The following is a 15,228-nucleotide window of genomic DNA, read 5'->3' as shown; positions in this document are numbered from 1 at the left end:
GGACGCCGCGATCGACGCCCACGCCGCCACCTTCACCGACGACGACCGCACCCTGAACCAGAAGCGCGTCGACGCCCTCTACGACCTGGTCGTCAACCGGCCCGTCACCGAGACCGTCCCCGGCGGCCGGTCAGCAGCCGTTGTCCAAGTCACCGTGTCGCTGGACACCCTCATCGGGGCCGATGAGGAACCCGCCGTGCTCAAGGGCTACGGGGCGATCAGTGCCGGGCAGGCACGACAGGTGGCCTTCGCCCCCGGCACCATCTGGCGCCGCCTGATCACCCACCCGAAGACCGGGGTGCTCATCAAGACCGACCCCACCACCTACCGTCCCACCGCAGAGACCGAACGCCACGTCATCGCCCGCGACGCAACCTGCGTCTTCCCTTCCTGCCAGATGCCCGCCCACCGCTGCGACCTCGACCACATCCGCCCCTTCAACCACCAGGACCCGAAAGCGGGCGGGCCGACGGTGCCGGACAACCTGATGCCGCTGTGCCGACGCCACCACCTCCTCAAACACCGCGCCGGATGGGAAGTGGAACGCGACCCGAACACCGGTGAGGTCCACTGGACCGCACCGACCGGCCACACCTACACCAACCCACCCCACACCCCCACCACCTAACCGCCGGGCACTGAACCGCTCCGGGCCCCGGCCGGGACAGCCCCTCCACCACCGCGCGGAGGGGCCCCCACCCATGCCCAGAACCCCGAAGTCCGGCAACACCCCGCAACCGTCAACGAGAGGCCACCCATGGGCAGTTCGGCTGCGAGCGACAAGACACTGCGGGTGACGGTCAGCCTTCTCGACGGCCTTCGCGACACCCGGGGCCGGGGCGTGAGACCCCAATTCCTCCATCTGCGAAACCCGGCCACCTGCCGCGACGCCCCGTCGCCTCCACGCCCACCCGCGACCCTCGCCCCGCCACCCGCGGCCCCCGAACCCTACTCCCAGCCTCAGCCTCAGCCTCAGTGGCAGTCGACCCCGTCGCTACAGCCCACGACAGCCGCCCACCACCGCTACCACCGACAGCCCGCCACGACGGCGGGACAGCCGAAGAGATCAGGCGCGCGTGTGCCTCCCTCAGCCACCCACCGGCACCAGCCACGCCATCGCATTTCGAACCGACCCCGGCGGCATAAGGCCCCGGATAGACGACCGACCACGGGCCCGCCCTCGGCACGGATGCCGTAACCCCAGCCGCAGCGACACCCGACGGCCCGCGACGCACCCGCCACCACCATCGCGCCGCCCACCCGGCGCCGTAACCCCAACCCACCCACCACAGACGGTCTACGAGCACGATCGGGGCCCACCCCGACTCCTCGCGTCCGCCTTAACGACTCGCTTGCTTCCCAAGCGGGCGCCAAGCATCGGCCCATGTGCCGAGCCTGAGTAACTCGCTGTGCGTGTCCCTCCGTTGACGGGATCCCTCCGTCCGAGGTTCGTTCGCGGTCCATCCCCGGTCCGGCCTCATCCCCGGTCCGGCCTCATCCCCGGTCCGGCCTCGTCCCCGGTCCGGCCTCGTCTCCAGGTCCGGCCTCGTCCCCGGACCCGTGCCCAGCCCCGTCTCCAGCCCCGTTCCCGTCCCCGGCCCAGATGCCGGACCGGGCCGGGCTCGGGACCGGAGGTGGGAGCGGTCGGCGGTCGGCGGGCCGGGGCGGTGCCCGGTCAGCCCAGGGCGGACGCGAGGAGTTCGGCGGTCTCGGCGATCAGTGCGTTGTCCGGTGCGGCGTCGGGGGCGGGCTTGGTGGTGAGGACGGCCAGCACGATCGGGGTGCGGTCCGGCGTCCAGGCGACGCCGGCGTCGTTGTTGGTGCCGTAGTCGCCTCCGCCGGTCTTGTCCGCGAGGTCCCAGGCGGCGGGCAGGCCGGCGCGGAACCGCTCGCCGCTGGTGGTGTTGGCCAGCATCCACCCCGTCAGCCGCTCCCGGTCGGCGGGCGAGAGCGCGTCCCCGATGGTGATCCGGGTGTAGGTGCGGGCGATGGCGCGGGGGCTGGTGGTGTCCTCGACGCGCCACGGCTCCGCAGTGTTGAGTTCGGGCTCCCACCGGTCCAGGCGGGTGGTGCGGTCGCCGACGGAACGGCAGAAGCGGGTGACGGCGCGGGGGCCGCCGAGTTCGCGGAGAAGGAGGTTGGCGGCGGTGTTGTCGCTGAAGCGGATGGCGGCGTCGCAGAGTTCCCCGACGGTCATCCCCTCCGCCACATGGTCTTTGGTGATGGGGGAGTGGGTGACGAGGTCGGTCTCGCTGTAGCGGATGCGCCGGGCGAGGAACGCGCCGTTCCGGTCGTGGTCGCGGAGGATGGCCGCTGCGGCGACCGGTTTGAAGAGCGAGCACATCGGGAACCGCTCGTCGGCTCGGCGGACGACCGTCTCGCCGGTGTCCAGATTGCGCGCGAACACCCCCAGCCGGGCGCCGTGCTCGGACTCCAGCGCCTGGAGCCGCCGGGAGACCTCCCGCGCGCGCCGGGACGGCGAGGGTGCCGGTGAGGCCGGTGGCTTCGACGATGCCGCGGAGGCCGTTCCGCCCGAGGGGACGCAGGCGGCCAGAGCCGCCCCGGCGCCGAGGACGAACAGCGCGCGGCGGGCCGGGCGGGTTGTGTGTGCCGAGTTCAAGACCGTGACTCCCGGGTGTGAGGGGATGGTGATCGCCGACCGGATCCTGTGACGAGTGGACCAGACCAATCCCCTAGACGCACGGGGCGCATATTCGGTTCTGGCAACCGACGAACCAGCACGCGTCCGCCGCGGATGGGGCCGAACGGCCCGCTCCGGTCCCCGGAGGACCCATACGCTCCGCCGCTGTGCCGTCCTACGGTCGCGCAGCGGACCCGGCGCCGGCTCACTCCGCCACGGGCACCGGTGGACTCTCCGCGCCACGCCCGCCCGTGGCCGTCCGGCATTCGTCTCGTGAGGAAAACCGTTGCACCGTCCCCGTTTCCGCCCGCACGTCCGTCCTTGCCCCGAGCCCGCATCCGGCCGGGCGGCCGCTGTGCCGGTCGAGCTGTCCACCGTCCGCCCGGAGACCCCGCCGGGGTACCGGGGCACCGTCCACGTCCCGTTCTTCACCGCCGCCGTGGTGACCGTCCTCACCGTCGGCGCGTCCTGGGGCGTCCTCATCCTGTGGCGGATCGGCTTCGGTGAACGCTTCACCGGGGTATCCGCTCACGAGATCAACGCGCACGGCTACGCGCAGATCACCGGATGGGTCGGGCTGTTCATCATGGGTTTCGGCTACCAGGCGTTCCCGCGGCTGTGGCGCACCGTCCTCGCCGCGCCGCGCCTGGTTCCGGCCGTCCTGGCGGCGACTCTCTCCGGCCTGGTGATGGCCGTCGCCGGCATGGGCGCCGCCGGCTACCGGGCCGAGGGGGAGTGGGCCGTGGCGGCCGCCCTGACCGGCCACGCCCTCGTGCTCACCGCGTCCCTCGTCTTCGCCGCGCAGCTCCTCGTGACGTATCTGCGGAGCGGGGACCCGATGCGCCCGGTGACGGGTTTCATCGGCTCGGGGCTGTTCTGGCTCGTCGTTCAGGCGGCCTTCGGGCTCTGGCACACCGGGATGACCATGACGGCCGCCGACCGGGCCGACCTGCTGTGGTACATCGCCACCTACCAGGCCCCGCTGCGCGATGTGCAAATCCACGGGATGGCGCTGCTGACGGTCCTCGGGCTGTCGAGCCATCTCCTGCCGCAGCTGTTCGGGGTGCCGAGGACGCCGGATCGCCGGAGCTGGACCGCCCTGCTGCTGATCAACGCGGGCGTCGTCATCGAGGTTCTCGTCTTCATCGCCTACCGCTGGGCGGACGACCACCGGCTCGCCGCCCTCCTGATGCTGCCCTGGCTGATGATTGCCGGCGGGGTGGCGGCCATGGCGCTGCCGTGGCGCCTGTGGCGGCGGCTGCCCCGGAACGATCACCGGTCCGGCAAGTTCGTGCGGGCCGCCTACGGATGGCTGGCGCTCTCGCTCGTCATGCTGCTGATGATGCCCGTGTACCAGCTCGTCAGCGGCCTCGCGTTCAGCCATGCCTACTACGGGTCGGTCCGGCACGCGATCACCGTCGGATTCGTCTCGATGATGATCACGGGGATCGCGGCCCGCGTGGCGCCCACCCTGCGCGGCATCCACCCCGGCACCCTCGGCTCGCTCACGGGCCCCTTCGTCCTGCTCAACGCCGGCTGCGCGCTGCGCGTCTCACTGCAGACCCTCACCGACTGGCACCCGTTCTTCTTCTCCGTCGTCGGGATCAGCGGGCTGCTGGAACTCACCGCCCTCGCCTGGTGGGGCACCGGTCTGCTGAGGATCCTCCACGGATCCGCCGCATCCGGCCCCGGAGTGTCCCGGCCGGCCGTGCTGCGTCCGGTCTGATCCCGGGGTCCGCTCCCGCGCCGGTCCGGCCACGCCCGCCCGGCCCCGTTCCACCGGGGGCGGATGGCTCGCGCGCCGGCCGGAGCGCCGGCTCCGGCCGGCCGGACGCTGATCGGCCGAGCGGAACGACGGGTCGGGGCGGGGCGGGTCGGGGCAGGGCACCGGCCCGGGCACGACCGCCGTATTGGTTCAGACCAAGTAATTGCCGCAGCGTTGGCACGGCGTCAAGCTACCCGCATGGAACTGGAGTTGCGGCACCTCAGGACGATCCGGGCCATCGCCGACGCCGGCAGTCTCACCAAGGCGGCCACCGCGCTCGGCCTCGCCCAGCCCGCGCTCAGCGCCCAGTTGAGGAGGATCGAGCGTTCGCTCGGGGGAACCCTGTTCGAGCGCGGCCGGACGGGTGTGCGGACCACCGCTCTCGGTGAGCTGGTCCTGGACCGCGCGCGTGTCGTGCTGCCCGCCGTGCGCGAACTCCAACAGGAGGCCGTGCGGTTCGCGCGGGGCGGAGAGCCGTGCGGTCCGCGGACGCCGCTGCGGCTCGGAGGCACGCACGGGCCGCTGCTCGGAGGTCTCGTCGACCGGCTCGCCTCCGCGGACCCGGGCGTCACGGTGGTCACTCACATCTCGTGGTCGGAGCGTGAGATCGCCGCGTCGGCCGCCGAGGGCCGGCTGGACTACGCGCTCATCGGCGTGTGCGGGGAGAGCACACCGCCCGGCTCGGGGAACCTCGCGTGGACGGAGGTGGCCCGCGACCCGGTGTTCGTGATGCTCTCCACGGACCACCCACTGGCGGGCCGCCCCGTGATCGAGCTGGCGGAACTGGCCGCGGAGGCATGGACGGACGTGCCGGGCGACGGCTGCTTCGCCGACTGTTTCGCCACCGTCTGCGTCCGGGCCGGATTCACCCCGGCGCGCGTGTACGAGACGGACATCGCCTCCTGCGTCTATCTGGTCCAGTTGGGGCGGGCCGTGGGCCTGTGCCGGGCCACGTTCCCCGACACGCCCGGCATGGTGACGCGTCCACTGGCCGGCACGCCGCTCGTATGGCGCCACCTCCTCGGCTGGCACCCCGAGGCGCCCGCCGTGACCCGGGCGCCCGAAGTCGTCGCACATCTGCGTGCCGCGCACGGTGACGCGGTGGCCCGCAGCGCCAGCTACTCACGGTGGCTGACGGCGCGGCGCGATGCTCCATAACGCCGTGGAGGGGGCCGGCCGGTAGCTGCCGCGCGGAGGTTCCCGTTCCCTACGGTTTCGCCACACCTTCAACGAACCGGAGGGCACTTTCATGCTCCACAGACACGCCAAGGCAGCAGGTGTCGGTGCCGCCGCGGCCGCGCTCGTCCTGACGACCCTGCAGGGCGCGGCGTCCGCGCAGCAGGACGGCACGCCACCCGGCGCCGTCGCACACACCGCTGCGGACACGCTCGCGGTCTCCGCCGCCCAGCCGGAACTGCTCCGTGCCATGCAGCGTGACCTCGGGCTCACGCGTGCCCAGGCCGAGCGGCGGCTCGTGAACGAGGCCGAGGCGGGCGCCACCGCCGCCGTGCTCCGGCAGCGGCTGGGCGGCTCGTTCGCCGGCGCCTGGGTCGAGGGGGCCGACTCCGGCACCCTGACCGTGGCCACCACCCGGGCCGCCGACGCGGCCGCCATCAGGGCCGCCGGCGCCGAATCCCGGACCGTGACCCACAACCTGGCCGAACTCGACCGGACGAAGGCGGCACTGGACCGGGCCGCCGAGCGGAACTCCTCGACGGACGTGCCCGTCTGGTACGTCGACGTCCGGGCCAACGCCGTCGTGGTCCGGGCCGTGGAGAAGGCCGCCGCGCAGACCCTGATCGAGGCGACCGCCGCCGATCGGGACCGGATACGGGTCGTCCCGACCGGGGAACAGCCGCGCCCGCTCTACGACATCCGTGGCGGCGACGCGTACTACATGGGCGGCGGCGGCCGTTGCTCGGTCGGCTTCGCGGTCACCCGGGGCACCACACAGGGCTTCGCCACGGCGGGCCACTGCGGCCGGGCCGGCACCGCCACCAGCGGCTACAACCAGGTGGCGCAGGGGACGTTCCAGGCCTCGACGTTCCCCGGCCGGGACACGGCCTGGGTGGCGACGAACGGCAACTGGACCTCGACGCCGTACGTCAAGGGCCAGGGCGGGCAGAACATCCAGGTGACCGGTTCGGTGCAGCAGCCCGTCGGCGCGTCGATCTGCCGGTCCGGCTCCACCACGGGCTGGCATTGCGGCACGATCTCGCAGCACAACACCAGCGTCACGTATCCGGAGGGGACCATCTCCGGCGTCACGCGGACCACGGTGTGCGCCGAGCCCGGTGACTCCGGAGGCTCGTACATCTCCGGAAGCCAGGCGCAGGGCGTCACCTCCGGCGGTTCCGGTGACTGCCGCAGCGGAGGCACCACCTACCATCAGCCGGTCAACCCGCTGCTGCAGGGGTACGGGCTGACGCTGAAGACCACCGTGGACCCGGGCGACCCCGGCGACCCGGGCGACCCCGGTGAGCCGGGCGGGACCTGGGCGGCGGGCACCGTTTACCAGGCCGGCGCGCAGGTCACCTACGGCGGCGCGACCTACCGCTGCCTTCAGGGCCACCAGGCCCAGGCGGGCTGGGAACCCCCGAACGCCCCGGCGCTCTGGCAGCGCCTGTGACCGGCTGACCGGCTGACCGATACCGGCCGCCCGGGGGTCCGGGGAAGCGCGTGCCGTGGCTGCCGGCCACGGCACGCGCTGCGCCGGTTCGCGGTGTCCGGAACCCGTGCCGTGCCGTGCCCGGCACGCTTCCGGCCCTCGCCGGTCGGGACCCGGGTGGTGTCACCGCACCCGTCAACGGACCGTTCCGGCGTGGGGGGCCTCCCGCCGGGCGCGCTGCCCGCGGCGCGGCGGTGTGGTGCGGGCCGGTGCGCCGGGAATGGTCCCTGCGCACCGGCCCGCGGACCCGGGCCGCCCGGCGGGGGCGGAAGAGCGGCCCGGGCTGCTGTGGGGCTAACCGGTGTAGTGGCCGGTCAGCGGCCCGAGAGCGGTGGTCGGGCCCCGCCCGCGGGCGGGGTGTCGGCGTGGCGGGGCCGTGCGTTCCGCCTCCGTCCCGGAGCGGGGTGCCGGGTCGCAGACTCCCGGACCGGTGTCCGCCGGCCGTGAGGTCACGGGACGCACCTCGCCCGCCAGGGTCAGCACCGCCACCGCCGCCGCGGCGGTCGTCACCGAGCTCAGCACCCGTTCGTAGCGGTCCGGGACGCGCGGGCCCCGGCGCCGCCGGCGGTGAGACGTGCGAGCCCGGTGCGCGGGCGACGGCCCGGCCGGTGCGGCCGGCTCCGTGCCGACGGCCCAGGACGGGACCGGCGGCGGAGCCTGCGGTCCGGAGTACGGGGGCGGGGGCGGGGAAGAGGAGCGGAAGGACATCGGCGGCTCACCCCTCCCCGCCGGGCAGCCAGCGCACATCGGCGACGGAGACGACCGCCGTCCCCTCGGTGTAGAGCATGAACGGCACGTCGACATGGCGAAGGTCCATGCCGAGCGACGCCAACTCCGCCAGCGGCACGCTCAGTTCGTGCCACCGGCCCGGCTCCAGCCCCGCCAGGCGCTCCGTCAGGTCCACTCCCGGCTGGGCCGGGTAGTCGTCGTGACAGGCCAGCAGGAGCGGCTGCGAGGGGGGTTCGGCGATCCGCAGGCGGAAGGCCAGCCGGCCGCCGTCCTCCGCGTAGCCGCGCAGGTCCAGCGGCTGCGCGTCCGGCTCCGGCCGCTCGGCGTAGACGAAGGCCACCGGATAGCCCTTGAAAGCGAAGGTGAGGGTCCCCGGGGGATCGTCCGGGCCGCCCGGCTCGGAGCGGACGATCAGGCAGTCCACCGGCTCCTGCGGTGAGACGTCCACCCGGGACCAGGTGTTGTGGCCGCCGATCCGGAAGCGGTAGCCGGAGCCCGCGCCCAGCACCGGCAGTGGTCCGGCCGCCGGGGGCGGGGGAGTGGTGTCCACGAAGGTGTCGGGCGGCAGCGGGTGGCGGTGCGGGTCCGTGTCGTCCAGCGACAGGCCGTAGCCGTACGGGAAGAGCGGCGTGTGCTCGCCCGCGGGCTCCTGCTCCTCCGGCGGGACCCGGTAGCCGGGGATGTGCGGCGGGATCCGGTTGGCGGCCGACGCGCGGCGGCTGCCCGGCCAGGTGAAGCCGAGCCGGCCGCGGAAGTCGTGGGCCCGTTCACCGTCCGGGCCGGCGAAGAGGACGTCCGTGATGCCGCCGGCCTCGGTACCGGGCAGCCAGGCGACCGCGAAGGCGTCGGAGAGGTTGATCTCCTCGGTGGTGTAGAGGGGGCGGCCGGTGAGCATCACCGTCACCACCCGCAGCCCCGCCGCCCGCAGCCGCCGCAGGGTCTCCAGATCGCGGGCGTAGGAGGCCTTCAGCTCGGAGTAGGCGAGGGAACGCCACGGCTTGATCGTGCCGCGCATCTCGGCGTAGGAGTCCTCGCCGATGACGACCAGCGCCACGTCGTGCGCCGTCGGGTCCACCGCGTCCGGATACGGGTCCACCGTGCAGCGGCCCTCGCCGGTGATCTCCCGTACCGCTCCCGCGACGGTCGTGGCGCCCGGCAGGTCGGACAGTTCGACGTCGTTGCCCTGCCAGGTCAGGGTCCAGCCGCCGGTCTGCTTCTGGATGTCGTCCGCCCCGCTTCCGGCGACCAGCACCCGGGAGGTGCGCGGCAGCGGCAGCACCCCGCCGGTGTGCTTGAGGAGGACGAGCGACTTGCGCACCGCCTCCCGGGCCAGCGCCCGGTGCTCGGCGCAGCCGAGGACGGCGGTGTCGTGGGTCGGGGCCCGGTCGCGGGGCCGGGGGCGGTCCCAGAGGCCGGCGCGCATCTTCACCCGCAGCACCCGCGTCACCGCGTCGTCGATCCGGGAGGCCGGGATCTCCCCGGTGCGCAGCCCGGCGAGGGCGTTGCGGTACACCGACTGCCACGCCTCCCGGCCGGCGACCATCAGCACGTCCAGGCCGGCGTTCAGCGCGTAGTTGGCGTTGCCGATCGAACAGCCGGCGACCTCCGCGTGGGCGTCCCAGTCGCTGATGACGATGCCGTCGAAGCCCATCGCGCGCTTGAGCACATCGGTCAGCAGATAACGGCTGCCGTGCACCTTGGCGTTGTAGGGCGGGCCGTGCCGCGGGGAGTGGTCGTAGTTGGCCGGGTCCTCCCAGCTGCTGAAGGAGGCCATCACCGACTGGGCGCCCGCGGCCAGACCGGAGACGAAACCCGCGGCGTGGAGGCCCCGCACCAGCTCCTCGGAGGCGAAGCAGGTGCCGCGGTCGCCGCCGTCGGCGGTGCCCCCGTCGGCCACCCAGTGCTTGACGCAGGAGATGACCCGCGCCGCGGCCGTCAGGCCGTCCGGGCCGCCGCCGCCCTGGAGGCCGGCCACCATCTCGGCCGCGTAGGCGTACACCAGTTCCGGGTCCTCGGACCAGCCCTCGTAGTAGCGGCCCCAGCGGCGGTCGCGCGGGACGGTGACGGTGGGCGCGAAGGTCCAGTCCATGCCCGTCGCGGCGATCTCGCGCGCCGTGGCCGCGCCGATCCGGCGCATCAGCTCCGGGTCGCGGGCGGCGCCCAGGCCGATGTTGTGGGGGAAGATCGTCGCGCCGTACACGTTGTTGTGGCCGTGCACCGCGTCGGTGGCCCACATGAAGGGGACGCGGAACGGCCGGTCCGCGTACGCCGCTTCGGCGGCCTCCCAGTAGAGGTCGACCGTCTTCACCCAGTCCGCCGGGTCGGCGTGCCGGTTGCCGCCCGGCCAGATCCCCGCGCCGTTGAGCGCCGAGCCGATCTTGTACGCGCGGACGTCCTCGGGCGTCAGCTCGGCCAGCTCGGGCTGGATCAGCTGCCCGAGCTTCTCTTCGGGCGTCATCCGCGCCAGGATGCCGCGGACGCGTTCCTCGACGGCCGGGTCGGCCGGCACGGCGGACGCGACGCGCGGCCACGCGGGCCAGTGGGCGAAGGGGGGCACCGATCCTCCTCGGGTGCGGGCGGGGGCTGCGGACGGGGACCGCGGGGGCGGCTGCCGGCGGGGCCGGGCCGGGCGGTCCGGGCTGTGGCGGACCGGCCGTCAGGCCGGCACCCAGAACTGCTCGACCTCCCGGGCGCGGACGCGGGCGGCGAAGACGTCCGGCACGACCGGCCGGTCCTGCGCGGGGCAGTAGAGCGTCACCTGGGTGCGGTGCTCCGCCAGCGCGGCCCGCTTGGTCTCCAGGTGCTCGCGGATGTCGAGGGAGAGCAGCCGCTCGCCGCCGCCGGGCACGGAGCGGCCGGGCTCGTTGCGGTTGGTGAAGCCGAACTCGGCCTCCGTCTGCTCGTCCCAGACCACGAACTTCCGCAGCCGGGGCGTCAGTCCGAGCTCCTTCAGGCAGTCGAGGACGACCTCGCCCGTCAGCCGGTGGTCGGCGTTCAGCTCCCGGACGTCGTGCGGCAGGAACACCTCCTCGACATCCCGGTGGGCCTCCAGCACCGCGCGGACGCGGGCCCGGAACTCCGGCAGCGCCTCGGCGAGCGCGGTGTCGGTGAAGCCGAGGAACTGCACCCCGTCCTCTCCCAGGCCCAGCGCGCGGGCCGCCGCCTCCGCCTCCTTCTGCCGGATGCCGGCCAGCTCCTCCGGGGTGGGATCACTGTCGATGCCGAGGACGGCCTGGTGCGAGCGGGAGCCGTCGGTGGAGAAGACGATCTGCACCCGGGCGCCCTCGGCGGCGCGGCGGGCGATGGTGCCGCCGCAGGCGATCACCTCGTCGTCCTGGTGCGGGGAGAAGACCAGCACCCGGCGGGGCGGGCCGTCCGGGCCGTCGGCGTCCGCGCGTTCGGCGGCGAGGTGCTCCGCGCAGCCCGGCAGTCCGCGGTCGCGGATGATGTCGTTGATGGCGAAGAAGTGGTTGCCGTCGACGAGCGAGGTGATGGGTGTGCCGTACTTGGAGGCGAGGTAGCGGTAGTTGGCCGCGACCGAGCGCATGTTCTCGGTGTAGCTCTTGCTGTGCGGCACGTGCACGGCGCAGGCGTCGCGGTTCATGACGAAGACGGCGCCGTCGCGGTGCAGCCGGTAGGAGAGGTCGACGTCCTCGGCGCCCCAGGCGCGGTACGCGTCGTCGAACAGGCCCACGGAGCGCAGCTGCTCGGTGCGGGCGGAGACGTTGCAGGTCCACCAGACCAGCCAGGGCGCGGGCAGGGAGGCGAAGTCCTCGCCGTACTTGTCGTAGAACTCCTCGCGGATGTCCAGCCAGCGGCCCTCGCGCCGCAGCCCCGCCATGAAGGCGTCCGGGTCCGCGTAGTCGATGGCGCGTTCGATCTCGGCGCCGTCCTCGTTGTCCTCGTTGAAGCAGAAGACGTAGCCGCAGACGGCGACGGGCCGGTCGGAGGCGGCGTGGCTGTCCAGATGGGCGCGGAGCGCGCCGCTGTGCAGCAGCACACCGGAGTCGACGAGGACGCAGATGCCGCCCCGGGCGTTCGCGATCCCGGTGTTGCGGGCGCGGGCGACGCGGTAGCCCTCGTCGGGGTGGGCGAAGTAGCGCAGGGCGAGGCGGTCCTCGTACTCCGTCACCAGCCGCGCGGTGTCGTCCGTCGAGCCGTCGTCGACGACCAGCACCTCGAACCGCCCGGCCGGCAGGGTCTGCCGGGTGAGCGAGTCCAGGGTGTGCCGCAGCAGGCCCGCGCGGTTGTAGGTGGGGACGACGACGCTGACGTCCGGTCCGGGAGTGCTACTCATCTCTTCCTCCGGTGACGAGCAGAAGGGCGGCCACCGCGCTCAGCGCGGCGCAGGCCCAGAACACGTGGGTGAAGCCGAGCCACTGGGCGACGGCGCCGGCCGTCATCCCGCCGAGGAAGCTGCCCGCCTTGAAGGAGGCCCCGTAGAGGGCCGAGGCGGCGCCGATCCGGTCGGACATGGCGTTCTGCAGGATGATCACGGGGATGCTGAGCACGATCGCCGTCCACAGCGCGTTGGGCAGCTGGAGCAGCAGCAGGACCACCGGGGACTCGGTGAACGGCAGTGCGGCGAAGAAGAGCGTGGCGCACACGGCCGCGACGGTCACCAGGCGCCATTTGCCGATGCGTTCGGCCCTGGCCCCCGTGTAGATCATCAGGGGGATCTCCAGGGCGGCGGCGAGCCCGAGCAGCAGACCGGCGAAGCCCTTGCCCAGCCCCAGGTCCTTGGTGACGAACAGGGCGATATTGATCTGGTAGACGCTGTTGACGGTCAGCATCAGCACGATGACGGCCATCAGGGAGCGCACCCGCGGGGTGAGACCGGAGAAGGCGTTGCGGGGCGGGGCGGGTGCCGTGGGCGCGGCCCCGGTCTTCCCGGGCGCTGCCTTGGGCGGCCCGGTCTGTGCCGTTTCCGCCTTCCGCGGCCCGGCCGCGCCCTCCGGTACGCCCTCCGCGCCGCCGTCGTTCGCGGGGCCGCCGTCCGCCGTGCCGTCGTTCGCCGGGCCGCCGTCCGCGACGGGTCCGGGCCGGGCCGTCGCCGTGTCCGGCAGGGCCAGCACGCAGAGCACCGCCGACAGCAGGTAGAAGACCGCCGCGGCGAAGAACAGGCTGGAGAAGCCGCGGGAGGAGATCAGATAGAAGCCGAACGGCGGGCCGACGATCCAGGCCACCGAGGTCACCGAGCGGAGCGCCGAGTTGAAGAACGCGGCGTCCGTGCCCCGGCTGTCCGCGAACTCCCGCGTATAGGCGAAGAGTTGCGAGAAGACGGCGCCGCCGATACCGAAGAACAGGGCGCCCGTCACCAGCAGCGCGTAGTAGTCGCGCAGCAGCAGGTAGGCGACCGCGCCGGCGGCCGAGCAGGCCGCGCACAGCGCGAGCAGGGAGCGCCGGCTCGACATCCGGTCCGACAGCGCACCGACGACCAGGTCGGAGAGGATCTCCGAGGCCGCGCGCGCCGCGAAGAACAGCCCGATCATCAGCGGCGACACCCGCACCGCGTCGGACAGGAACAGGCTGGTGGAGGTGACGACCATGGCCCCGGCGACCCCGACCATGCCGGTGACGCCGATCAGGCTGTTGAGCGCGCCGTCCTTGAGGACGCCGGCGACGCGCGTCCTGGCGGTGGCGGTGGTGGTGGTGTGCACGCTTCTCCCTGGCGCGGAACGGTCACGGGACGGGGGTGCGGGGCGGGCGGGACGGCAGGGCCGCGGGACTCGCGGGAGGCCCTCAGGGGCCGCGGAGGCCGCCGGGTGTCACCCGGGCACGGCCGCCGGCTGCCGGGAGCCGCGCCGCTGCCGGTAGGGCAGCCAGGGCGGCAGTTCCCGGCCCTCGGGGACGAGCAGCGCGGCCTCGTAGTCCGCCCGGCCGATCTCCCCGGCGGCCAGCAGGCCGTCCCGGTCGGAGAGGGGGAGGGCGGCGAGGACGCGGTGCCGGAGATGGTCCAGGTCGAACAGTCCGTCGTAGGTCGCGGGGCGCGGCCGGACCGGGCCCCCGGGGCCCAGCCGGGACGGAGCCACCGTGCCGGACACCAGCCGCCAGTAGGCGGCGAAGGCGGTGCGCGGGTCGGGGAGGGTGCCGGCGGCGAGACCGATGCGGATGGTCTCCAGCCAGCAGTCGAGGTAACGGCGGTCGTCCAGGCGGGCCAGATGCCGCTCGCACCAGACGGCCATCGTCTTCGCGTCCGGCAGGACGGCCCGCCCCGCGAACACGGCCAGCGCCCAGGCGGCGATGGCCTCGAAGTAGGGGCATGCGGTGCCGAACCCCTCCGTGTCCACCGGGGTGTTGATGACGGCGAGGGTCGGGTCGTGCCGGAAGAAGTGGTGCTCGTAGAGGTCCTCGCGGCGGAAGCCCTCGATGAAGCCGTAGTCCGGCATCCCGTAGCCCAGGCACAGCACGACGTCGTCATAGGTGTGTTCGCTGCCGTCGGCCAGCACCGCCGTGCCGTCGGGCCGGAATCGCTCGAACGCCGGGCGGACCGTGATGCCGCCCCGGTAGACCCGGGGGATCGCCTTCTCGTTCACGTGCACGGCGCCGTGGAAGCCGTCCGCCGGCAGCAGGCCCGTCTGCCGGTACATCGCCATGTACTCGGGCAGCAGTTCGCTCAGCCAGGCCAGATAGTCCCGGTAGGGCATCTCCTCCAGCGCGACCCGGCCCGCGTACGAGAAGAGCGCGTCGTTGTAGACGCCCGCGCAGTCGCGCGGCAGGAAGAGGGCCCGGCCGCGCACCGACCAGTCCACCCGCGCGCCGGCGTCCGACAGTTCGGCGGCGATGTCCGCGCCGCTGACCCCGCCCCCGACCACCAGCACCCGGCGTCCGGCGAAGTCAGCCGTGCCCCGGTAGGACTTGGCCGTCCACACCCGGACCCGGGCGGCGGGGCCCGGCATGTGCTCCGGCAGCCGGGGCTCCCACAGCTCGCCGCTCGCGACCATCACCGCGTCGAAGACCTCGCCGCTCTCGCCGCCCCCGTGCCGGACGGTGACCCGCCACCCGTCCGCCTCCCGCGCCACCCGGACCACCCGGTGGCCGAAGCGGCAGACCGGCAGCACCCCGAACGCCTCGGCGTAGGACCGCAGATAGGTGTGCACCTGCGGAAGGGTGGGGAAGTCGTCCACGCCGCGGGGCGGGAAGTCGGAGAACGGGAAGCTCATCCGCGAGCTCTGCATCCGCACCCCGGGGTAGGCGCCGCCGGAGGCCGGATCCCAGATCCCGCCCAGATCGGCGTTCTTCTCGAAGACCACCACCTCATGGCCCTCGGCCAGCGCCTGCTTGGCACTGGTGAGGCCGGCCGGCCCCGCTCCGATGACTGCGATCCGCGAGCGTCTCCTGGCGCGGGGGAGCGACGCGGAACGGGGCGGGGCCGGCCGGGGTTCGGGTAAGGGCGACATGGCGTGGGGTCTCTTCCGGTGTGCC

At 73.6% G+C, this 15,228-nt stretch carries 9 protein-coding genes; 4 read left to right on the top strand and 5 right to left on the bottom strand.

Going from position 1 to position 15,228, the window contains the following annotated elements; all coding sequences use genetic code 11:
- A partial coding sequence (locus IF83_RS0126320; protein WP_030548306.1) for an HNH endonuclease signature motif containing protein occupies positions 1–628 on the top strand: 628 nt, incomplete at its 5' end.
- Positions 629–1,675: 1,047 nt separating this feature from the next.
- Here IF83_RS0126320 and bla read toward each other — a convergent pair.
- Entirely contained in the window at positions 1,676–2,620 is a 945-nt protein-coding gene (gene bla, locus IF83_RS0126315; RefSeq protein WP_030548304.1) for a class A beta-lactamase, read from the bottom strand.
- Positions 2,621–2,996: 376 nt separating this feature from the next.
- On the opposite strand from bla, the gene IF83_RS0126310 reads away from it, so the two are divergent.
- From IF83_RS0126310 to IF83_RS0126300, 3 genes are all read left to right on the top strand, one after another.
- A complete protein-coding gene (locus tag IF83_RS0126310) occupies positions 2,997–4,367 on the top strand; it encodes a hypothetical protein (RefSeq protein WP_030548302.1) in 1,371 nt (456 codons plus the stop codon).
- A gap of 237 nt (positions 4,368–4,604) precedes the next feature.
- On the top strand, positions 4,605–5,564 hold the full coding sequence (locus tag IF83_RS0126305; RefSeq protein ID WP_030548300.1) for a LysR family transcriptional regulator: 960 nt from the start codon (positions 4,605–4,607) through the stop codon (positions 5,562–5,564).
- Between the two features lie 91 nt (positions 5,565–5,655).
- Entirely contained in the window at positions 5,656–7,035 is a 1,380-nt protein-coding gene (locus tag IF83_RS0126300) for a carbohydrate-binding protein (protein ID WP_030548298.1), read from the top strand.
- Between the two features lie 754 nt (positions 7,036–7,789).
- Here the strand turns inward: IF83_RS0126300 and IF83_RS0126290 are convergent.
- From IF83_RS0126290 to IF83_RS30690, 4 genes are all read right to left on the bottom strand, one after another.
- A complete protein-coding gene (locus IF83_RS0126290) occupies positions 7,790–10,360 on the bottom strand; it encodes a glycoside hydrolase family 3 protein (protein ID WP_037681425.1) in 2,571 nt (856 codons plus the stop codon).
- 99 nt (positions 10,361–10,459) lie between these two features.
- Positions 10,460–12,100 carry a PIG-L family deacetylase gene (locus IF83_RS33890; RefSeq protein WP_158711108.1) on the bottom strand — a complete coding sequence of 547 codons (1,641 nt, stop codon included), beginning with the start codon at positions 12,098–12,100 and terminating at the stop codon, positions 10,460–10,462.
- Positions 12,093–13,463, bottom strand: a complete 1,371-nt coding sequence (locus IF83_RS0126280; RefSeq protein WP_030548291.1) for an MFS transporter — start codon at positions 13,461–13,463, stop codon at positions 12,093–12,095. The genes IF83_RS33890 and IF83_RS0126280 overlap by 8 nt, the downstream gene beginning before the upstream one ends.
- Positions 13,464–13,571: 108 nt before the next feature.
- Positions 13,572–15,203 (bottom strand): NAD(P)-binding domain-containing protein, encoded by a 1,632-nt coding sequence (locus IF83_RS30690; RefSeq protein WP_051723434.1) that lies wholly within the window; start codon positions 15,201–15,203, stop codon positions 13,572–13,574.
- Positions 15,204–15,228: the final 25 nt, after the last annotated feature.

Origin of the sequence: Streptomyces albus subsp. albus (assembly GCF_000719865.1) — a bacterium.
Lineage (GTDB): Bacteria > Actinomycetota > Actinomycetes > Streptomycetales > Streptomycetaceae > Streptomyces > Streptomyces albus_E.
The sequence above is the reverse complement of the archived record's forward strand: the minus strand, read 5'-3'. Positions and strand labels throughout refer to the sequence as shown.

Bases quoted from the DNA above. Each gene is read 5' to 3' on its own strand.
- IF83_RS0126305 (WP_030548300.1), top strand. From the start codon at position 4,605: ATGGAACTGGAGTTGCGGCACCTCAGGACGATCCGGGCCATCGCCGAC.
- IF83_RS0126300 (WP_030548298.1), top strand. From the start codon at position 5,656: ATGCTCCACAGACACGCCAAGGCAGCAGGTGTCGGTGCCGCCGCGGCC.
- IF83_RS30690 (WP_051723434.1), bottom strand. From the start codon at position 15,203: ATGTCGCCCTTACCCGAACCCCGGCCGGCCCCGCCCCGTTCCGCGTCG.
- IF83_RS33890 (WP_158711108.1), bottom strand. From the start codon at position 12,100: ATGAGTAGCACTCCCGGACCGGACGTCAGCGTCGTCGTCCCCACCTAC.